The organism is Polynucleobacter ibericus (assembly GCF_018687955.1).
Classification (GTDB): Bacteria; Pseudomonadota; Gammaproteobacteria; order Burkholderiales; family Burkholderiaceae; genus Polynucleobacter; species Polynucleobacter ibericus.
The window spans coordinates 1,138,999-1,159,639 of sequence record NZ_CP061309.1; the positions used below are offsets into that span (position 1 = coordinate 1,138,999).

Genomic DNA, 20,641 nt, shown 5'->3' on the forward strand with positions numbered 1-20,641 from the left:
TATGGGAATTTGGAGTTTCTATTTCCTGATCAAAATTATCCTGTTCTACACAGGCTATATTCATTTTCATTTTGTTGTAAATGCTGCTTTTGCATTGGGACTCATTTTCTCCCATGCTAACCCGACCTTGCTGCGTATTCGCAAATGGGTCGCTTTACCTATTGGCATTGCTCTACTGTATTTTGATAGCCCGCTGCCACCTCTACGGAACATCATTCCCAAAATTAGCCAGTTACTCGAGTTTAGTTATCAGTATTACCTGGAGCTCCTAACCCGAATTTTTGATTGGCGAGTCATAGCCATCCTATTAGGCCTCTACATTGTTTACCTCCTGCTTTCTAAGAAGATCAGAATGACAACAATAGCCTCATTAGCAATCTTGAGTACCTTGCTACCGCTGGGCGCAAATATGGCACCATTGGCTTATGATGCGGACGGCCAAGTTATTGGAATGCCTAGCGATACAGCGCTGACAGAATCCCTTGATGGTTTCTTCATTGAAGAATCTTCCCGCACCGCCTTCAACCGATCACAGAAGGCTAGCGGAGTACCGTTTGATATTCTGATAATTAACGTTTGCTCACTAGCTTGGGATGACCTGAATTACATCAAAGAAGATAACAACCCTCTATTCCAGCGTTTTCATTATTTGTTTACCAGCTTTAACTCTGCCTCTTCGTATAGCGGCCCCTCGATCATTCGCTTACTTCGCTCTAGTCGTGGCCAGCAGGATCAACGCGATTTATATAAGCCAGCAATTGACGATTCATTGCTATTTAATAACCTCAATAAAACCGGCTTTCAAGTGCAGCTTGCCTTAAATCATGATGGTAAATACGGCGACCTCCTAAAGGAAATCCGCAATGAGGGTGGCATGTCTGCCCCACTCTTCGATAACACTAAAGCTACTCCTTACTTAAAGGGTTTTGATGGCTCGCAGATTTATGACGACTACTCTGTGCTTTCTAATTGGTGGGATGCTCGCATGAAGTCCCCCAATGAAAGAGTCGCCCTCTTTTACAACACGATCTCATTGCACGATGGCAATCGAGCATTGGATGGCAGTCGTTTAGAAAATAGTGTTGAGACTTACTCACGCAGAGCGCGTAAGCTGTTAAGTGATATTGATCGCTTTTACACCAAGGTCAATAGCTCAGGGAGGCAAGCGGTGATTGTGTTCATTCCTGAACATGGTGCAGCGATACGCAGAAACAAGAATGAAATTGTGGGTATGCGAGAAATTCCCAGTCCGAATGTGACTAACATTCCCGTCGGAATCATATTCACCGGTAAAGCAGATGCTCCTGTGAAAACCAACATCATCAATAAGCCAACAAGCTATCTGGCTACATCTGATTTAATTTCTAAGTTTGTAGGCAAAGCACCTTTTGGAAGCACAGCCCCTGCATCCGAAACGTATTTGAAAAATATTCCGAGCACACGCTTTGTTGCGGAGAATGAAGACTCAGTCATCATGAAATTTGGAGCCTCGTACTACTTCCGCTCTAACGACATCAACTGGAATCTATTCGAAACCAATAATTAAGTCTTCGACTAGGGTTTAGTTTTTAGTTGAGACTCTGGCTTAGGCTCTGGCCAAAGCGTTGGTACTTCTAAAGTCTGTTCAGGACGAGCTGTATTACCGAGTGCATCAAGGTAGATAACCTCACCATTGACTTGAATGGAGGCCTTCTCTTGGTCAATCTTTTTTACCACCTCAAGATTTGCTTTGATATCAGGGCTATTCGGGTTTAAGCGATATGCCCGCTCTAGAAGGATTACTGCAGTAGAGATATCGTTATCTTTTAAGGCATAGAGAGCGCGTTCATTTAACTCGCCTGGCAGATAGGGATCAAACTGGGGGGCAACATTCAAAGGCTGAGCTTTCAGTGTCGAGGAGGCGACCAAACCCATCACAAAAAAAAGCAAGATTGAAGTTGAGGTGCGCTGATTCATTGTCTACAGTTCATTAAAAGCGAGAGGTCGGTATTACTGGTTGAGTTTGCAATGGAACTGGACTTGGTGCAGTACCATCCAGCGCTATCCGGACATACAGCACAACACTATTTGGGGCGTAGTATGGCGAGCGCTCTAACTTAATGCGATTGCCCACAAAGACGGATGGCGTGACTTGATACTCCCATGCCGCCAATGCAGAATACGCGCTACCTGGTCCTGAGCTTGCAGAGTAGGTATTGGTGTTTCCCAATAATGCAGCGGCAGTTTGATAGGCGTTATTGGTTGGGAAGTATGGTGCAGCATCGGTACGGGACCAATTACTGGATACTGATCCACCAACAACATAGGAGAAGCGCGCAAAACGTTGAGCGTAATTTAAAGGCAGCGTCATAGAGCGATAACTCTGCGGACTGTAGTAACCACCCTGCCCATAAGTAAACTCGCCGGCATTTTGCTTAAAGCCCCACAACATACCCGTTAAACCGCTAGAGAGTTGACGATCAGTTTCATTCACTATGCGCCAGTTCAAGCCAGCCATCAATTGATTGTCGCTGTTACTTTGTACGTTCGTACCTGTGAGGCTACGCGCTCGATAGTATGTCCAACCACCTAAAGTACCGCCTTGATCTAGACTGAGGCCAATTGTTCCACCAGTGGCTATCATGCCGCCCCACACAGAGCCAGTTACTGGGTCTCGCGTACCAGCATAAGAAAGCAAAGTACTGGTCATCGGACGGCGGGCTAGTTCAAGAGATACTCCTACAGGGCCTACATCCAACTTTTGTTTCACCCCACCAATCCAGTTCTGAGTAAGGAAGCCCAAAGGAGTAGTGCCAATATCCGCCTTAAAGTTTTGCTTCTCGTACCCAATGTTCAGAGCCGTACCCGACGCAGATTGATTAGAAAAACTCGTTGGACAATTTGTAGTACATGCCGCAAGAGTGCCAAATGTTTTAACTTGATATGAATTGCCCCCGTCAATAGTGCCGGCATTAATATTTACCTGATCAGCACGAAATGTCATTCTTTCGTCTGAGCGCATTGGCATCTTCCATTCCAGTGGAATCTCCGTTGCTCGGTAATAAGACTGCCCAGGAGTGCCATTAAGGGATAAGTAATCGACTGCTGAATCAAGCCAATTAGTACGCACATCTATCATGTCAGCCATTTGCTTATATTGGTAAGCGCTACCTGATGATGCTGCAGAGGGCTCTAAGATTGGCGGTTCAATCTGAAAGACAGAAACGCCAGAGGCGCTCGAAACCGGCTTGAGCGTAGAAAGGCTATGGTAGCTAGACAGCGGCACTGGCGCCTGAGCAAGTGCGCGTTGCTCTATATCAATTGCTTTATCTAGATAGCCTTCTCTTCTTTGGATTTGGCTATCCCGATACATCACTTTGTAATTATTTGTCTTCGGTGCTGCAGCAATTAAGGGTTGTAGTTTTTGACTAGCCATCCGAATATCACCAGACTGAATCAGTTGATCTATCGCCCTGAGATCAGCTGCTTGCTGAAGGTCTGCGTAGTCTTGCTTTTGACCAGGAGTGAACTTTTGGCCGGATAAGAATGTCATTTCTTTTTGGAAGGCATCGGGCTGATCATTGGTTAAGAGATAATTGGCATAGCGTAAATGCCAGTCAACTGAAAGGCTTGGATTAGCTTTTTCAATTTTCTGAAAGAGTGCATTGCCCTGCTCCACTTTTCCGAGAGTACCCCACATGACCGCTACTAATGAAGAAAGGTCTGGATCATTAGAGACCTCATGCTCCAGCGCTGATAGCTGAGCATTAGCTTTGGCTTTCTCACCCTGCGCATTAAGCCGCTTCACTTGGGTAAGTTGGAGATCTACCCAAACACCTCTTTGAAAACGGGTGATTTTAGGGGTGCGTTCTGATGCCGGGATGCGCTCCAATACCTTGAGTGCAGCTGGATTTTGCTCTAATCCCGATAAATACAAGGCATAGGCATATAAACCTTCAACACTATTAGGATGGGTTTTCAGGAAAGCATCAAATACCGCTACACCCTCTTTAGGGCGATGCACTTGCGCATATAAACGCGCTAGATCCAAACGCAACCAAACTTCGTCTTGATCGAGTGCGATAGCTTGATTTAAGAGAGCAATAGCCTTTTTAGTATCACCCGCTTTGAGCGCTAGACGAATATCAAAATCAAGTTGTATCTGTGTGAATTTAGCCTTATCGCTGGAAGATAACTTTGCTTTTGAAAGTTGTAGCAATACTGGACTTAATTCGTCATCGCGCTGCAGGCGATTAAGCACGTTTGCATAGGTTAAACGCAGAGATGTAGCATCAGAAGATGGTTTAGCAAGAGCGCTACGCATCAAAATTAAAGCATCCTCGGTTTTGTCGGCACTCAATAAGAAGAGAACATTCGCATTGATCATCTCGGGATCATTAGGCGCAAGACGCAAGCCTTCTTTCATCACCGTCAAACCTTGGTCGATTCTTCCTAGCCCCTCATAGATTCCAGCTAACTGAAAACGCAGCCAAGGATTAAGAGGCTCTAACTTGAGTGCACGCTGTAGGTAGGGAATAGCGGCATCGCCCTGCCCTTTGCTTGCCAAGTCATCAGCCTGTGAACTCAATATCTTGACGCGCAGGTAGTCATAACCTTTTCCAGCAGGACTTGTCTCAGGTGCTCGTGCATTAATTAAGGTCAAGGCTTCATCACGCTTGCCAGCATTAATCAATAATTGGACCAAACCACGCAGCGCTATACCGTTGTCCGCTTCAATATTTAAGGCCTCGCGAAACTGTTTTTCAGCTTCTTTGCTATTACCTCGCTCAGCCTCAATAGTCCCCAGTACTGCAATAGCTTCAGCACCTTGCGGCTCAAGATTAATGGCGGCGCGGGTTTTCTCCATCGCCAAGGGGTAGTTCTTTTTATCTCGAGCGTCTTCAGCCTGACGAATTTGCATCCAATACTGACTGGTAGCGATTAGACTCTTCCACTTTCCACTATTCTCTGGATTGAGTGCCAAGGCTTTCTGATAGTAAGCAATAGCCTCTTCATAATTACTTTGCCGCATCCGAATAACACCCATACCACCCAATGCCAAGTAGTCATTTGGACGCTCTTTAAGGGTGTCTTTTAGTGGCGCCTCTGCACCGACGATGTCACCCTTATCCAGTAAATCCAAGCCAACCTGACGACGTCTAAGCAAAGGATCATTTGCAATACGCTTACGTTCAACAAGAGCATCCTTTTCTACCATCCACAGACCTGTTATCTCTTGGTTATGCGGATCTAATTCAAGGTACTTCTCGTACAACGGGATTAGCTCTGGGCTTCGTTCTTGTGCATTCAACGCTTCACGCCAAACTTGCAGTACTCGTTGTTTATCAACCTTACGCTCTTGATATGTTGCTGCCAGATTCTGAAAGGCAAGATCGCGAGTCTCTATCTTGGAGCTCAGTAAAGCATCCAAGGCCAAGGAATATTGTAAGTTTTTACGATCCGACTTAACCAGACCCTCCAGCCCAGCGCGAGCTTCGTCCCAACCCCCTGGCAAGCTGGCAATGATTTTGTAATAGCCAACAGCCAAGTCTCCTGCGGGCGGACCATTGGGAAACCTCTCTTTTAGTAAGGCGTTAGCCTCTGCTGGTTTACCACTTTTTAACAGGATGGTTGCCTGGGTCAATGATCTTCTAGCTTCTGCTATCTCCTGTCTACTGAGACTGCTATCAGCGGCATGCGAGACTCCCACGACGCCAACCGAAGAGAGCAGTGCGAGACTTAAGCAGAGATGAAGGGCTTTTATTTTCACGGGGATTACTTACTTGAGTTCTTAGGGGATGGTAAAGGGCTTTTACGCTCATCCGATAACTCATTCGTGAAAAATAGATAGGAAAGAATTCGCCTTAAATTCTGAATCGCCAAAGAAAATACCATCTTTGATCCCTGGCCATACACAAAGCTCACAACCTTAAAGAAGTTACTGTTATCAACTATAAATTCAACGCCCAAGATAACTTCGTCACCATCCCTAATCACGCGACGCACGATGCAATCCATGCGATGTTGATCACGCGTGACACCAGAAACAGAAACTTCAACCAACTCGTTATCGTCAATCAAAAACGGTAAATTGACTTTGATACCTATGCCAGTAAGCGAGATATCAAAGGCCCACCCCTCTAGCGTGGCATTAAGCTTGGGGAAATAAACCGTCATCTTTTCACCAGCTTGCATGCGCGGAAATGATCTCGCATGTTGATGATCAACTAAGCCTACTGTGTAAACCACAAATAAATAAAATAAATAAATAATCCAATTAGCAAGTCCGGTAACCGCATAGAACCAGAAATAAGGATTAAAAAGCATCACAATAAACGTACCAACGCTCTTTGTGATGTAGGCAAAGTAGCCAGCAGAGTTTTCGCGAACCGCCCGAAGACCCAACTTCGTCAATAAATAGAGCTGAAGTTTGGAGTGCGTTAATTGCGCACTGGCATCCCAAATCTTCTGCCATCGTCCACTATCGCCGTAAACAAAGCCGATAGCCTCAGGACTAGCAATCTCATCGGGAATAAATTGAGTTCCACAAAAATAATGGTCATTTTCTTTGTGTATTCGAACTATTTGTGCATTGAATACATAGTGATTTCCATAACCATCATCTGTTGCCAATTGAATTGATTCTTCAATAGTGAAGTCTGCACTTAATGGAATAGTAAATCCAATGCCGCTTACGGAAATATCCTCTATATTTGCTTTTATAGGAGGCATACCATTATTGCGAAGAATGGTTACTTCTCCCCCGCCCCCTATGCGGTAATGCGCTCTAATTTGGCGCTTTTCCCAAAAAGCCCCCAAGGACATTAATCCCAACCAAATATTAATGCAGCACCATACTGCTGTAATGATGATGTTGTCATGCCAAATAGGTTCGTAATGCCAGCGAATTACAGCAATACAGATAGAGACAGCATTGATGGTCACCAAAATAAATAAGGGGAAAGCATCCCAACTGAGCTGCTCTTTCTCTAGGGTCCGACCTTTTGGTGTCACCAAGAATTTTTGCTTCCATGGATTGAGAAGCACTGGCATGAGCTCCCGAATCATCCTAAACCCTTTTACCGTCTCATAAATCTCAGAAAAGAAAATTTGTCTTGAGCCTGCAAAAAAGTAGGCAATCACAACCAGAATACTCAGCGCATAGGGAACAGTGAAGTCAACCATCTCGCGCCAATTGGCTGAGTAGACATTTAAACCCAAGATTAAGAAAGCTGATGGGGCCAAGAAAAAGATGTAGCGTGCAAACCCAAAGAGCCAAGAATAGGATGAGGAAAAGTAAGCTAAGCGCTGAGGTAAGCTAAGCCCTCGCATGAACAAAGGGTTGTAGTGCATCAAAATCTGCAGCATCCCCTTGGCCCATCGAGAATGCTGGGTTAAATAATCCGACGGGGTTTCTGGAGAGAGTCCACAAACCATTGGCTTATTGATATAGCTACTGTTATAGCCATGCGCATGGAGTATGAGAGACGTTTCACAATCCTCTGTAATAGTCTTAATGGCAATACCACCAACTTCCATTAGATACTGACGGCGCAAAACAGCTGCAGAACCACAGAAAAATGCAGCATTCCAAAAATTCATGGCAGGCTGAATTTTGCGATAGAACATCTCACTCTCATCTGGACGGTTAGAGACACCAGTGATGACGTTATTTACCGGTGTTTCATTGATGAAAAAATGTGGAGTTTGTACCAAGAACATTTTGGGATCACTTAAAAACTGCCCCACTGTATTACTCAAAATATCTTTAGTCGGTATTTGGTCGCAATCTAAAATTAATATCAGATCACCATTGCTATGTTGCAATGCGTGATTGATGTTTCCCGCCTTAGCTTTCTGGTTGGTATCCCGAGTGATGTATCGCACACTAAGCTCTTTTGCCAGTCTTCTTAAGCTGTAATGACGCCTCCAGGCCTGATGTCCAGTTTCTTTACTGCGACGCTTTGCATGCGTACCACCGTCGTCCAGAATATAGATCTGGAGCTTCTCTTTAGGGTACTGAATCTGAGTGGCAGCAGTCACCGTCATGCGAACAATGTTCTCAGACTCATCATAGGTAGGAATAAAGATATCTACAGTCGGATAAGAAGCTTCATCCTCGGGTAAAGGAATGACTTCGCTAGACATCGGTGAGAAATTCACAAACATGTCAAGTAAGAACAAGGTGAAGCCATAGGTCTCTGCCAAGAACAATAAGGCTGTACCAACAAAATCAATGAAGCTGGTATAAATTAGTGTGTCGTAAATGCGCCATGCCATATAACGACAACTAACGAATAGTGCCAACACAATAAATAAAGAACGCCACGGTTGATTGCGGAAATACTTCACCTTCGACATTAAATAGATAATGAAGAAAGAGCCCCATCCTAGATACAGCTGGCCACCAAGATTGAGTAATTCCTCGGCAAAGTAAATCATGACAATAATGCCGAGAGCAAACATGCATAGGCTTGCAGTAATTCTGGAATGACGATCACGCAAAAACATTAGCGATTCACTATATAAATAAACCACTCCCATAGGGCTTCATACCCTACAGTAAGTAGTAGCACGCCAAAGAAAAGCAGAAAAATACCGGCGACTAATTTCAAGCCAAAGGAACGAATTGGTTGAAGCTCTAAATCGATTGCATTAGGATCTTTATGGAGCTTGCCCGGATCAACCTCTGTTGGATTCCAAAAGACTTCATAAGCATTTAGCGCCCTATCTTCACCCGTCCTCAATAACTGCCGTGTGAAGCGACATAGGAGTGTGTCTGGATTTTTTAAGGAGTTGTAGGCCCCCTCGGATAAATAGAGCTCTCCAGCCCCAGCTGCCTCAGCCATAAATGAGGCTAATTGGAGTGAGCGCTCGTCTTCCTTTAACCCAGTAAAGGGGTTGATCAGAGCGACTATTCCAATAGAAGCTAAAGCTATAGGGGCCGAATGATTTTTTGCATTTAATGCATCCGCCTCTATTTGAATGGCCATAGCAGCTTGGACTGCAAAACTGACTTGCTCAAACTCGTACATCAGCTTGTCAGGAGATCCTGCAAATTTTGTCCCACGAAAATCTTTACAAATTTTTGCAATGAGAAGAATGAGTTTCTCGCGAGCAGCATGATTAGATGCCTCGTCCGATGACTCCACATCTATTCTTGGGATGATGTGTATATGAAAGGCGCAATAAAAGTTACTCATCAGAAAAATGGCGACAAGAACCGCGCAAAGATTAAGACAATAGCTAGTACGATAATCATTACTGCAGCCGCACCAAGATCCTTAATCTTTTTAATCTCAGGATGTTCTTCCATGGTGATTAAATCGCAGGTTTTCTCAATCGCTGTATTGAGAGCTTCAACAGCTAGAAGAACGAGTGATAAAACTGCAATTAATACAGTGTAGACATTTGGGCGATAGCAAAAAAATCCAATTGCGACTACTACCAAGATTAACTCTCGACGTGCCGCCTTTTGAAGAGCGAGTTCCTTGATACCATCAAGGGCATTGATAGTCGCATCAATAATGTTTCGCTTTTTTGGCATGACAGTAAGATTTAATAGCAATAAAGACCATATTATGAGGCTATTAGCTCCAGAGCTCAGTGCGATTGCGACCCCTCGTCTTGGCTCGATACATGGCCTCATCGGCTTTAGCGTAAAACGCTCTCAAAACAATATCTGCCTTAGTCTCACCATGGCTTTGGGGGCTATAGCACGCAACTCCAATGCTAATAGTTATAAATACCTCTTTGCCATCTACTACGGCGCAAGGCAAAGAAGCCGCCTTCTTACGCAGGCGTTCAGCCACCTCATGAGCCAAGTCTATGGAGTTCCCAGGCAGAATGACAAAAAACTCTTCTCCACCAACCCTGCCAAAGATATCAATCACCCTCAATTCTTCTTGGCAATGCTTTACCAGGTTTACTAAAACAACATCCCCAAGTGGATGCCCATATTGATCATTAATTTTTTTAAAGTGATCAATATCTAGCATCAGAAAGGCTGCGGGCTCTTGACTACGTAGCGATCTTTCGATTTCCAATTTCGCTCTGGCAAACGTTTCCGACCTACTCAATGCGTGCGTTAAAAAATCAACCTTGGCAGCAGAATCAAGAAGAAAGTTTTTTTTCTCTAATTCTAGGATTATTTTTTTTATTTCGAAAGAACCAAAAACAATCAAAGCTGAGATTGAGAGTGCTAAAAAAGCATCAAAGAGATTGAAATGACCATCATTGTAAAAATGTATTAGAGGCGAAAGTCTTCTACCAACCATCAAAGCAAAGGCAACTGCTAAAAGGCCACTAGCCAGCCGATAGGATTTAGACTGGAAAAATAAATTGATTGCATAAGCAGCAGCAAAACACTGAGCGCCCACTGCTAAGATATAAAAAAACAACGCGCAATACTTAGTAAACATTTTTATTGTGTATCAATTATTTGTTGTAGTTCATTTTCACCTTTAATAAGCATAAATGCAGCATCAACTACCTTGGCATCCAACTTAGTTCCTGCTTCCAATCTAATTTCATCTAGCGCAGCAGCCAAGCCTTTCGCCGGACGATAGGGTCTATGGGTAGCCATCGCCTCAAGAGTATCTGCCACAGCCAACACCCTGGCCTCTTCACAGATTTGAGCCCCCTGAAGATGATTTGGATAACCACTGCCATCAAGGCGCTCGTGGTGTTGATGCACCATCTCGGCAATAGGCCACGGGAATGGGATGTCCTTCAGAATTTGATAGCCTGCTTCTACATGCCCTTGAACTAACTGCATCTCAATATCGGTTAAACGAGATGGCTTGGTGAGTATTTCGGAAGGCACTGCCATTTTGCCAATATCGTGCACCATCGCGGCCATATAAAGAGCCTGAATTCGCTCGTTATCCCAACCCAGTTCACGAGCAATTGCCATAGAAATACTAGCCACCCTCTTTTGATGGCCAGCTGTATAAGGATCTCGCCATTCCATCGTCTTGGACATCGCCTCAATGGTTGATCGCAACGCAGTTGATAAGCGCTCTTGTGTTAATTCCTTTTCATGAATCTGATCATCCAACTTATGCTGACGCTCGATTGAACGTAAACCAAATCCAATTTCCTTAGCAAGACTTTCGAATAATTGAACCTCGGAGATCCCGAATGTATTTGGCACAGCCGAGTAAACCAGTAATACACCAAAAGGCATGGCGGTCTCTCCGTCCGGTATTGGGCAACCAATTGCAGAGCGAATACCAAATTCTCTTGCGCGTTCACGCCAAGACTCAAACCCAGGATCTGTTTCACTATCAATGACTATGCTTGTTTCATTGCCGCGTATACAACGACCCGCTGGCCCTTTACCAGTCTGCTCAGACTCTGACCAACTAACAATAATATTTTCTATATATCCCTTTGATGCTCCGGCAGCGCCAACTACTTTTACCGTCTTAAAGGTATCGGCCTCTGCTCTGCCAACCCATGCAAGGACATAAGGACCCTTCATAGCAATTGCCTCACAAACTTCCTGTATCAGCAATTCAGTTGAGTTTGCGCGAGCCAAAGCGGCAGCCGCTTCAGATAGAGCAGATAAGGCCCAACCCCGCTTCTCCAACTCATCCTGGATTGCCTCTTGGGTTATTGCAATTGAGGGCTGCGAAGACTTATTATTCATACTTTTATTATGGATCTAAAAGTCTATAAAAGATCTTGCTATAAATAATAAATAAGCAGAGTATTGAGATGTAAAGAGACGCTAAGGACGCATGCAAGACGATATTGAAAAGATTTACGCAAAGATAATCAGCCTTGAAACTGAAGTAGGTAACTTGCGTCAGGGCTACATTACTATCAATGCCCGTTATGCTGAAGCACTGGGCACTCTAAAAGCTTTAACCTCCAGCGCCCTAGAGGCGGCCAAAAGAGCGGCTGTGTCAGCTGAAAAGGCTTCCCTATCCGCAAGAAACTGCGCCACTGCTGCCAAGCTTGCTGCTTCAGAGGCAATAGTAGATGCCGCTGAAGCTGCTGCTGATGCCGCTGCTGCTTCTGCTGAGGCTGCTATTGAAGCAGCTGCCGCTGCTTCTGCGGCAGCCGCAGCTGCTGCCGCTGCAGTTGCCCATCAGGCAGAAGAGTCATCAATTTTGGCTTCTGCTGAAGCTGCTGAAGCTACTAAGAGAGCTGCAATGGCTGCAGCCGAAGCTGTGAAGATGTCTAATCTTGCTGCTGAGTCTGCAAGATCTGCTCGCAATCAGAAATGAGCGCTCATCTCCAAAAAGTAAAAAGCCCCAAATTAGGGGCTTCTTACTTTGATACTATGGGGCGAACGACGGGGCTCGAACCCGCGACAACCAGAATCACAATCTGGGACTCTACCAACTGAGCTACGTCCGCCACTGAAGACCTAGATTATAGCTTTTTGCTCAAAATGGTGTCAAAAACACCCCTTTTAGCCCCAGCTTAAGCAGTTTCAAACTCAAAAGCAGCCCAATCTCCAAGGCATAAGCTAGCGTCTATAAAAAAGTCCGTAATAGCCGCTTTGCTCTGAACTTTGGCTAAAGCATGGTGATCTGAGAGCCGCTGACGCCAATAACGCGAACCCGCCCTACCGTGAGCTAGACCCAGAATATGTCTCGTGAATGCCCCAATATAGAAAGGCTTGCTTTTGGCCTGACATTCATCAAACCAAGCGTGAACCTGATGAACCAATGCAATCTGAATACGGTGCCACTCGGTTTCACTAAACAGATAACCAGCAGCATCACCATCAGTGTTGATCATGTCATCCCAGCCAAGTAGCAATGCGGGGAAATGATATGCAGATCTACCCACCATAAAGCCATCGAAATCATTCCAGTGGCCAGCAATTTGCTCATTGGTTTCTAAACCACCATTGAGCAACACCTTGAGATTTGGAAATTGCTTTTGCGCATCTAAGCGAAGCTTTGCAGCAACTTCATAACGCAGTGGCGGTTTACTACGATTCTCTTTAGGCGACAAACCTTTAAGCACTGCATTACGAGCATGAATAGTGACTTGACTTGCACCAGCATCGGCAACAGCCAAAATGAAATTCAATGCAAATTGATAATCAGCTTCTGAGTTGGCGGCATCCATAGAATCCAAACCTAAGCGATGCTTTACGGAGATTGGTATATCTACTGCGCTTTTCATGGAGCGCACACATTCAGCCACTAAGTTAGGCTCAGCCATCAGGCATGCACCAAAGGCCCCGCGCTGCACTCGCTCCGATGGACAGCCACAGTTCAAATCAATCTCGTTATAACCCCATTGCTGCGCTAACTCAGCAGACTTTGCCAAATCAGAAGGCTCTGATCCACCTAACTGCAAAACAACTGGATGTTGGTCTTGCGAATAATCCAAATGACGCGGAACATCACCATGCATGAGTGCACCAGTGGAAACCATTTCTGTATATAGAACAGCTTCTTTAGTAAGTGTGCGATGAAAAGAACGGCAATGACGATCTGTCCACTCCATCATTGGGGCGACCGCTAAGCGTTTCTTTGAGGGGTTTTTCATAAACTTCTACAAAAGTGCAATATACGTGTCATTTTAAATGGATAAGGGCAACCGAAGCTGCCCCTTTACTGCTGGAAATGACTAAATTAGTAGATTCGCTCTAGCGCAGTTTTGATAACTTTGCCTCTAGCTCAACGGCAAGATCTAAAGCCCCCATATATCCTGACTTCAGATGATTCGGCAGATCAGGATCACCAACCATTGCGCCTAAGGTTTCAACTAGGCTAAATACCAATCCTTTAGCAGCGCCTGCAGCGATCGTATTGTTCGCTACAGCCTCATCAATATGATTTACTGCATCTAGAAAGTAATCGTGTCCTGGGAGACCATCCGGTCCTAAAGCTTCTTGAGTCATTTGTGTCGTCCTATGCAATTTAGATTTATAGCATTTGATCTACTTTATAGAAAAACTTGCGTGCATAGGCAAGAATTTCTTTATCAGAAGGATGATCCACTGTTTCTACACCAACAATATTCTCTGCAATCTTCGCGTCATGCTTGTGGGCATGCTTAATGAGCTCTAATTTTGCAGAGCCAGGTCCAAGAATCAAAATTTCCTTGGACTCATTCACAGCATTAATGACTGAATGTAGGTATTTAGAGTCTAGAGCCAATCTACCGCTACCGACCTCCCCGCCCTTGTGGTGCAAATGTGCATGAGTGGTTTTGCTTCGAATTACTTCAGCCTCACTAGCATCTGCGCTTAAAAACATCACGTGAGCTTCTTGATGGTCAATCCAAATAACTGCATGATTTAATGACATATTCTTCCTATTATTGATATTAACTACCCTTTAAGAATACTCCTGCCCAGCTTGGGAGTGAGGGCTTAGCTTGATTTAAGTCAAATTGAACGCATTTGCATTAAATTCGTATACTGAGATCATTCAAACTCCAGTTCAATATGGCCATGTCTCCTAACAAATACCTACCTATTCGATACATACCATTTAGCCTTTGTATTTTGGTGACTATTGCTAGCTTCATCGCCATTGAACTCCATCAGCAAGCATTTCGATTTTTCCTGGTGTTTGGGTTTTTAACCCTGGTAGGCATCTACGATCTTCTCCAAACCAAAACAGCCATCCTGCGCAATTACCCAGTAATTGGTCATTTGCGGTTCATGCTGGAATTTATTCGCCCGGAGATTCGTCAGTACTTTATCGAGGGTGACAATGATGAAACCCCCTTCTCAAAAGAACAACGCACCCTAGTCTACTCACGCGCTAAAGCCGTTCCCGATGAAATCCCCTTTGGTACAACCTTAGATGTGATGGCTCCAGGCTATCAATGGATGAACCAATCATTTGCTCCAACGCACTTGCCTAGCCATGATTTTCGAGTAGAGATTGGTGGCAAGGATTGTAAGCAAAAGTATTCAGCTAGCATCTTCAATATATCTGCGATGAGCTTTGGCTCCCTCAGTGCAAATGCTATTCTGGCATTAAACCTGGGGGCTAAAAAGGGTGGCTTTGCCCATGACACTGGTGAAGGCTCAATCTCTCAATACCACCGCGTGCATGGCGGTGATCTGATTTGGGAAATTGGCTCTGGCTACTTTGGTTGCCGCAATCCAGATGGCAGCTTTAATGCCGATAAATATACTGAGAATGCTTTAGACCCTCAGGTCAAGATGGTTGAGATCAAACTCAGTCAAGGCGCCAAGCCTGGTCATGGCGGGATCTTGCCTGGCTCTAAGGTGACGGCTGAGATTGCTGCTGCACGCGGCGTAAAAGAGGGCGAAGCTTGTGTCTCCCCTGCCTCACATAGCGCTTTCTCTACCCCGCTTGAACTCATTCACTTTGTGAAAAAATTACGCGATCTCTCTGGTGGTAAGCCAGTTGGCTTTAAGTTTTGCGTAGGTCACCCTTGGGAGTGGTTCGGCATTGTGAAGGCCATGCTAGAGACTGGCATTTATCCAGACTTTATTGTGGTGGATGGCTCTGAAGGCGGAACTGGTGCATCGCCAGTAGAGTTCACTAACCATGTAGGCACACCACTGCAAGAAGGTCTACGCCTAGTACACAACACTCTTGTTGGCGCTAATCTGCGCGATCACATTAAGATTGGCTGCGCAGGAAAAATCATTAGCGCATTTGATATGGCAGTAGCTTTTGCTTTAGGAGCTGATTGGTGCAATAGTGCCCGTGGCTTTATGTTCTCGATTGGGTGCATTCAGGCTCAGGTTTGCAATACTGGCAACTGCCCTACCGGCGTTACCACTCAAGATCCTGTGCGCCAAAAAGCTTTGGTTGTTCCCAACAAGGCTGAACGGGTATATAACTTCCACAACGAGACCCTCAAAACCCTCAAGGCATTAGTGGAGGCAGCAGGCTTACATCACCCTGGTGAGATTGATGCCCCACACATCATCAGGCGTATCAACAAGCATGAAGTTCGACTACTCTCTTTCTTGCTCCCAGAAATGCCTGCAGGCTTACTGCTTAATGCCGAGCATATTGATCCAAGCTTAAACCTACCAAGGGTATTTGAGTTGTATTGGCATCGCTCCCAAGCGCAGAGCTTTGCAATTAAAAGCTAAGAATTACTTCTATCTCTTTTAGAGTCGGTTTTATTTCGATACATTTCTAGGTCTACTTGGTGCAAGACTTCGGATACGGACTTTGGCTTCTCGCTGTAAGAGGCCATTCCAATACTTAGGGTAACTGGATAACCCGAGTCTTTCATAACTTGATTAACTGTTTTTACAATCAAACTACAAAGTTGCTCCATTTGCACTTCGCTTGTATTTGGAGAAACTACCAAAAACTCATCTCCACCTAAGCGAAAAAAAGTAGACCCAGTTGATGAGAACTCCATCATAGTATGCGCAATCTTTGTCAGGACCTGATCACCAACCAAATGCCCTTGATCATCATTCACTTTCTTAAAGTCATTTACGTCAATCAGAGCAACAGAAAATATCTCATCAGACTCTTCAAGCCTTGCAATCGACTGCTCTATCACGATACGAGCCCAACGTCTATTCCATAAGCCCGTTAATGAATCAGTGTTCGCAAGAAGATTCACACGCAGTTGACTCCTGCGCAATGACCTTGCGAGCCATATGATTAATAGGGTTGCTAGAAAACGAATAAAGATATTCAGCAGCTCTATGTTCGTAAAGTAGAGGGGTAAATAATTATCTCTAAGGAGAAAATAATTTTCAAATACAGTAGCAATAATAAGAGCCGCAACAACTACCTTCATTGACTTTGCATTTAATGCAATGATTGCCGCTGGAAATAAGTAGAGCAAGACAAATCGATAATCATCAGGCGAGAGAATATCAATGGATAAGATCAAAAATAGCAAAGCAAATCCAACAATCACAGCAATTTCTGATTTAACGCCAAATGGCTTTTCTATAGAGTTGATAACTTGAGCCATTAATGATCAACCCATGTTATCGAATTCTGTACGGAGGGCGCCAACTGATAAATATGAGTTGCTCTCGGCATCACCATAAAACCGTTGAGATCATATAAGTACGAACGCTTGCGCATTACTAAACCGTGCTTTACCAACTTGTTGAAATCACGAATTAATTGAGGGCAACGAGGATAGTCATTGAGGCGATAAAGGATTGGTGCACCAGTTGCCTTTGAATACTCCACCACCAAATCAGGGCCGCATTCCTCTAAGCCATCAGACTGATGACGGAGTCTATTTAATAGCCAGCGGTAGCGGGATTTGGAAAGCACGAACGGATGATATTAGCTATAGAGCTAATAAGGTGATAATTTTTATGCTTTCTTTTGGTGCAATGCCTATTAGAGGTTAACTTAACAGGCTATTCCACTCAAAGATCCAGCATTTGAGTGCTGGAGAAGCTCATGACACTATTAGTAAAAGGGTCTTGGAAAGCAATCTCTTTGGCCAGGAGCTGCAGCGGCTTTGAAAAATCGAGGTCATATTCTTGATAAGGTGTAAGAATCGGATAGATCTGATCATTCTTGATCGGGATGCCTAGGGCATTGAGATGACAGCGCAGCTGATGCTTCTTACCACTACCGGGTATCAGACGATATTTTGCCCAAAGATTATTTTCTGCAATGAGTTCAATCAGTGTATCCGTGTTTGACTCACCCTCCACTTCTTCCATTTGTAAAAAGTGTTCAGACTCCTCTATTCGACTTTGATACGTCATTGGTAGCTGTTTGGCTAACTCCTCAGAATATGGCGCAATGGCTTCATAGACTTTTTTGACCGCTCTATCTCTAAAGAGATTTTGATACTGAGCGCGCTCATTGGGATTTTCTGAAAAGATTACCAAGCCTGCAGTATCACGATCAATCCGGTGAATAGGGCTGAGCGTTTGGATCCCTGTCTTTTTCTTGAGTCGATTGAGCAAAGTTTGATGCAAGTAGAGCCCGCTGGGAGTCACCGGCAAGAAGTGCGGTTTATCCGCCACCAGAATATGTTCATCCTGATACAGAATCCGCTCTTCAAAAGGAATCTCTGGTTCACGAGCAAGACGTCTGAAGTACAGTAAATGGGTGTTGGGTAAATAAGGAGCGTTAGCGCTTAGGGCTTCACCCTCTTGATCCAAAATGAGGCCTGCTTCAAAACGATCCACCCACTCTGTTTTTGCAATGTGCGGAAACTGAGTGGTAAAGAAGGTTAATAAATTCGGATGTGTTTGATCGGCAGGCAAAAATACCCGCGATGCTGAAACTCCCTCTGAATTAATCTTCATATCACTCCATCAGGCTCGAGACACTCTTTAACTTTATCTCTATTGATCCTACTATTTTTTTAGCTTGCCAAATGCTGCTGCCATTGCATTATTAATTGGAGGTGCTGAGCGCCGATCCTCTTGTGGCTTTCTGACATCTTGTGTCTTAGGACGGTTAGGCGCCCTTTGCTCTGGCTTGGAGGTTTTTGGAGCCTCATCACTTAAACGCATCGTTAAAGCAATACGCTTGCGCTTTTCATCTACCTCAAGCACTTTTACTTTCACAACCTGACCTGCCTTGACCACGCTGTGCGGATCTTTAACAAAGGTATTCGATAACGCAGAAATATGGACTAAACCATCTTGATGAACGCCGATATCTACAAAAGCACCAAAGGCGGCTACATTGGTAACCACACCCTCCAGAACCATATCTGTCTTAAGGTCACTGATTTTTTCAACGCCATCTTTAAAAGTAACGGTGGTAAATTCTGGACGAGGATCGCGGCCTGGCTTTTCTAATTCCTTAATGATGTCTGTAACCGTTGGCACACCAAACTGGCCATCAGCATATTTTTCTGGCGAGAGTGATTTCAGCAAACTTGCATCGCCAATGACTTCTTTCACTCCCTTCTTGATATCTTTCAGAATCTTCTCTACCAAAGGATAGGATTCTGGATGGACTGCAGAAGCATCTAATGGATCATCGCCATTCATGATGCGCAAGAAACCAGCAGCTTGCTCATAGGTCTTATCACCAAGACGAGGCACACTCTTGAGATCTGCCCTCGATTTAAATGCACCCTTGCTATCACGGTAAGCCACAATGCCTTCAGCCACTGTAGAGCTCAGCCCTGAAACCCTTGCCAGCAATGGTGCTGAAGCAGTGTTCACATCTACGCCGACAGCATTTACACAATCCTCCACTACTGCTACTAGTGATTTAGCCAATTGGGTTTGCATCACATCGTGTTGGTATTGGCCCACACCGATCGACTTTGGATCGATCTTTACTAACTCAGCCAATGGATCCTGAAGTCTTCTTGCGATAGATACTGCACCACGCAATGACACATCCATGCCAGGCAATTCTTTTGAGGCGTACTCCGAGGCAGAGTACACCGATGCACCCGCTTCTGAGACCACAATCTTAGTAAGCTTGAGTTCTGGTTTGGCTTTAATCAATTCTTGAGCCAATTTATCCGTTTCGCGAGACGCGGTGCCGTTACCAATTGAGATTAAGGTAGCGTTATGTTTCTCGGCCAACTTAGCCAGGGTATGCAAAGAACCTGCCCAATCATTCTTGGGTTGATGCGGGTAAATGACCTCGGTATCCACCACTTTTCCAGTGACATCTACCACTGCTACTTTCACACCAGTGCGCATGCCTGGGTCAAGACCAATGGTAACTCTGGGGCCAGCAGGTGCAGCCAACAAAAGGTCCTTCAGGTTACGAGCAAACACGTTAATGGCTTCGGTTTCTGAGCGCTCACGCAATGCTGTCATGAGTTCTGACTCCAAATGAAGTGAGCACTTGATGCGCCAAGTCCAGCGCACAGTATCAGCTAACCAGGCATCGGCTGGGCGACCATCATTTTTAATCCTGAAATGATTGGCAATACGGTTTTCACAAGGATTGTGTGGCGAATCCCATTTAGGCTTTTCTTCTTCAGTATCTAAGCGCAGATTAACCATCAACATCTGTTCGCGACGACCTCTAAATAAGGCTAAGGCACGGTGCGATGGAATGGCTTTAATTGGTTCAGAGTAATCAAAGTAATCAGCGAACTTCTCACCCTCTTGCTCTTTACCGGCAATTACTTTGGACTCAACGATACCGTGATCTAGTAAGTACTCTCTAAGAGATTGGACTAAGGCAGCATCTTCTGCAAAACGCTCCATCAAAATTTGACGTGCGCCCTCAAGAGCAGCTTTGGTGTCTGGTACTCCAGGGTTATTTGTCCCTTCTACGTCAAATGCTTCTTTAATATATTTGGCGGCTTCTATCTCAGGATCTAAATTAGGGTTAGCTAGCAAATCATTCGCTAAAGGCTCCAAACCTGCCTCTAATGCGATCTGGGCCTTAGTTCTTCTCTTAGGTTTGTATGGCAAATAAAGATCTTCCAAACGCGTTTTATCTTCTGCCAGCATGATGGCCTTAAGCAATTCCGGCGTCATCTTGCCCTGCTCTTCTATTGAAGCTACGATGGTTTTGCGGCGATCCTCTAGCTCACGAAGATAACTAAGACGCTCTTCCAATAAACGCAATTGTGTGTCATCTAGTCCGCCGGTAGCCTCTTTACGATAACGAGCAATAAAAGGGACTGTTGCACCTTCATCCATCAGAGCAATAGCAGCAGCAACTTGAGCAGGTTTGGCAGAAAGTTCATGGGCAAGGCGTTGTTCAATGGATGGCAGCATGAGGATCTATTTTTACTTATCTAACTTATATTGATGGATATTTGA

17 protein-coding genes and 1 tRNA gene are annotated in these 20,641 nt (G+C 44.7%); 3 read left to right on the plus strand and 15 right to left on the minus strand.

What is annotated here, in order from left to right; translation table 11 throughout:
* Position 1: 1 nt before the first annotated feature.
* Positions 2 to 1,546 carry a cellulose biosynthesis protein BcsG gene (gene bcsG / locus AOC20_RS05815; protein WP_215359237.1) on the plus strand — a complete coding sequence of 515 codons (1,545 nt, stop codon included), beginning with the start codon at positions 2 to 4 and terminating at the stop codon, positions 1,544 to 1,546.
* A gap of 8 nt (positions 1,547 to 1,554) precedes the next feature.
* On the opposite strand, the gene AOC20_RS05820 is transcribed toward bcsG, so the two are convergent.
* Genes AOC20_RS05820 through AOC20_RS05850 form a run of 7 tightly spaced genes read right to left on the minus strand, consistent with a single transcriptional unit; the run spans position 1,555 to position 11,632 of the window.
* Complete coding sequence (locus AOC20_RS05820; protein WP_215359239.1) at positions 1,555 to 1,956, minus strand: tetratricopeptide repeat protein; 402 nt, start codon at positions 1,954 to 1,956, stop codon at positions 1,555 to 1,557.
* 13 nt (positions 1,957 to 1,969) lie between these two features.
* On the minus strand, positions 1,970 to 5,749 hold the full coding sequence (locus AOC20_RS05825; protein ID WP_215359241.1) for a cellulose synthase subunit BcsC-related outer membrane protein: 3,780 nt from the start codon (positions 5,747 to 5,749) through the stop codon (positions 1,970 to 1,972).
* Positions 5,750 to 5,754: 5 nt separating this feature from the next.
* Positions 5,755 to 8,490, minus strand: coding sequence for a UDP-forming cellulose synthase catalytic subunit (bcsA, locus tag AOC20_RS05830; RefSeq protein ID WP_215359243.1), 2,736 nt, complete (start codon positions 8,488 to 8,490; stop codon positions 5,755 to 5,757).
* Positions 8,490 to 9,182, minus strand: a complete 693-nt coding sequence (locus tag AOC20_RS05835) for a hypothetical protein (RefSeq protein ID WP_215359246.1) — start codon at positions 9,180 to 9,182, stop codon at positions 8,490 to 8,492. Before AOC20_RS05835 ends, bcsA begins: the two co-directional genes overlap by 1 nt.
* The gene (locus tag AOC20_RS05840) at positions 9,182 to 9,526 is read right to left on the minus strand and encodes a diacylglycerol kinase (protein WP_215359248.1); all 345 of its coding nucleotides are present in this window, start codon (positions 9,524 to 9,526) and stop codon (positions 9,182 to 9,184) included. Before AOC20_RS05840 ends, AOC20_RS05835 begins: the two co-directional genes overlap by 1 nt.
* Positions 9,527 to 9,569: 43 nt before the next feature.
* Positions 9,570 to 10,400, minus strand: a complete 831-nt coding sequence (locus tag AOC20_RS05845; RefSeq protein WP_215359251.1) for a GGDEF domain-containing protein — start codon at positions 10,398 to 10,400, stop codon at positions 9,570 to 9,572.
* 2 nt (positions 10,401 to 10,402) lie between these two features.
* Positions 10,403 to 11,632 carry an HD domain-containing phosphohydrolase gene (locus AOC20_RS05850; protein ID WP_251373066.1) on the minus strand — a complete coding sequence of 410 codons (1,230 nt, stop codon included), beginning with the start codon at positions 11,630 to 11,632 and terminating at the stop codon, positions 10,403 to 10,405.
* Positions 11,633 to 11,723: 91 nt separating this feature from the next.
* Here AOC20_RS05850 and AOC20_RS05855 point away from each other — a divergent pair, with 91 nt between their 5' ends.
* Positions 11,724 to 12,215, plus strand: coding sequence for a hypothetical protein (locus AOC20_RS05855; RefSeq protein ID WP_215359254.1), 492 nt, complete (start codon positions 11,724 to 11,726; stop codon positions 12,213 to 12,215).
* 57 nt (positions 12,216 to 12,272) lie between these two features.
* Here the strand turns inward: AOC20_RS05855 and AOC20_RS05860 are convergent.
* The 4 genes from AOC20_RS05860 to AOC20_RS05875 form a co-directional block, all read right to left on the minus strand.
* Positions 12,273 to 12,348: transfer RNA gene (locus AOC20_RS05860), tRNA-His, on the minus strand.
* A 66-nt stretch (positions 12,349 to 12,414) separates the two neighbouring features.
* A complete protein-coding gene (gene dusA / locus AOC20_RS05865; protein WP_215359256.1) occupies positions 12,415 to 13,497 on the minus strand; it encodes a tRNA dihydrouridine(20/20a) synthase DusA in 1,083 nt (360 codons plus the stop codon).
* Positions 13,498 to 13,597: 100 nt separating this feature from the next.
* On the minus strand, positions 13,598 to 13,852 hold the full coding sequence (locus AOC20_RS05870) for a hypothetical protein (protein WP_215359258.1): 255 nt from the start codon (positions 13,850 to 13,852) through the stop codon (positions 13,598 to 13,600).
* A 25-nt stretch (positions 13,853 to 13,877) separates the two neighbouring features.
* Complete coding sequence (locus AOC20_RS05875; RefSeq protein WP_215359260.1) at positions 13,878 to 14,261, minus strand: translational machinery protein; 384 nt, start codon at positions 14,259 to 14,261, stop codon at positions 13,878 to 13,880.
* A 140-nt stretch (positions 14,262 to 14,401) separates the two neighbouring features.
* Here AOC20_RS05875 and AOC20_RS05880 point away from each other — a divergent pair, with 140 nt between their 5' ends.
* A complete protein-coding gene (locus AOC20_RS05880) occupies positions 14,402 to 16,039 on the plus strand; it encodes an FMN-binding glutamate synthase family protein (protein WP_215359263.1) in 1,638 nt (545 codons plus the stop codon).
* Here AOC20_RS05880 and AOC20_RS05885 read toward each other — a convergent pair.
* The 4 genes from AOC20_RS05885 to AOC20_RS05900 form a co-directional block, all read right to left on the minus strand.
* The gene (locus AOC20_RS05885) at positions 16,036 to 16,887 is read right to left on the minus strand and encodes a GGDEF domain-containing protein (protein ID WP_215359265.1); all 852 of its coding nucleotides are present in this window, start codon (positions 16,885 to 16,887) and stop codon (positions 16,036 to 16,038) included. The genes AOC20_RS05880 and AOC20_RS05885 overlap by 4 nt on opposite strands.
* Entirely contained in the window at positions 16,887 to 17,201 is a 315-nt protein-coding gene (locus AOC20_RS05890; RefSeq protein WP_215359268.1) for a hypothetical protein, read from the minus strand. Before AOC20_RS05890 ends, AOC20_RS05885 begins: the two co-directional genes overlap by 1 nt.
* A gap of 98 nt (positions 17,202 to 17,299) precedes the next feature.
* Complete coding sequence (locus AOC20_RS05895; RefSeq protein WP_215359270.1) at positions 17,300 to 18,196, minus strand: pseudouridine synthase; 897 nt, start codon at positions 18,194 to 18,196, stop codon at positions 17,300 to 17,302.
* Positions 18,197 to 18,247: 51 nt separating this feature from the next.
* Entirely contained in the window at positions 18,248 to 20,596 is a 2,349-nt protein-coding gene (locus AOC20_RS05900) for a Tex family protein (protein ID WP_215359272.1), read from the minus strand.
* Positions 20,597 to 20,641 lie beyond the last annotated feature (45 nt).

Excerpts from the sequence above, each read along its gene's own strand:
- bcsG (WP_215359237.1), top strand. The coding sequence starts at position 2 with ATGGGAATTTGGAGTTTCTATTTCCTGATCAAAATTATCCTGTTCTAC.
- AOC20_RS05820 (WP_215359239.1), bottom strand. The coding sequence starts at position 1,956 with ATGAATCAGCGCACCTCAACTTCAATCTTGCTTTTTTTTGTGATGGGT.
- bcsA (WP_215359243.1), bottom strand. The coding sequence starts at position 8,490 with ATGTTTTTGCGTGATCGTCATTCCAGAATTACTGCAAGCCTATGCATG.
- AOC20_RS05835 (WP_215359246.1), bottom strand. The coding sequence starts at position 9,182 with ATGAGTAACTTTTATTGCGCCTTTCATATACACATCATCCCAAGAATA.
- AOC20_RS05840 (WP_215359248.1), bottom strand. The coding sequence starts at position 9,526 with ATGCCAAAAAAGCGAAACATTATTGATGCGACTATCAATGCCCTTGAT.
- AOC20_RS05845 (WP_215359251.1), bottom strand. The coding sequence starts at position 10,400 with ATGTTTACTAAGTATTGCGCGTTGTTTTTTTATATCTTAGCAGTGGGC.
- AOC20_RS05850 (WP_251373066.1), bottom strand. The coding sequence starts at position 11,632 with ATGAATAATAAGTCTTCGCAGCCCTCAATTGCAATAACCCAAGAGGCA.
- AOC20_RS05855 (WP_215359254.1), top strand. The coding sequence starts at position 11,724 with ATGCAAGACGATATTGAAAAGATTTACGCAAAGATAATCAGCCTTGAA.
- dusA (WP_215359256.1), bottom strand. The coding sequence starts at position 13,497 with ATGAAAAACCCCTCAAAGAAACGCTTAGCGGTCGCCCCAATGATGGAG.
- AOC20_RS05870 (WP_215359258.1), bottom strand. The coding sequence starts at position 13,852 with ATGACTCAAGAAGCTTTAGGACCGGATGGTCTCCCAGGACACGATTAC.
- AOC20_RS05875 (WP_215359260.1), bottom strand. The coding sequence starts at position 14,261 with ATGTCATTAAATCATGCAGTTATTTGGATTGACCATCAAGAAGCTCAC.
- AOC20_RS05880 (WP_215359263.1), top strand. The coding sequence starts at position 14,402 with ATGGCCATGTCTCCTAACAAATACCTACCTATTCGATACATACCATTT.
- AOC20_RS05885 (WP_215359265.1), bottom strand. The coding sequence starts at position 16,887 with ATGGCTCAAGTTATCAACTCTATAGAAAAGCCATTTGGCGTTAAATCA.
- AOC20_RS05895 (WP_215359270.1), bottom strand. The coding sequence starts at position 18,196 with ATGAAGATTAATTCAGAGGGAGTTTCAGCATCGCGGGTATTTTTGCCT.
- AOC20_RS05900 (WP_215359272.1), bottom strand. The coding sequence starts at position 20,596 with ATGCTGCCATCCATTGAACAACGCCTTGCCCATGAACTTTCTGCCAAA.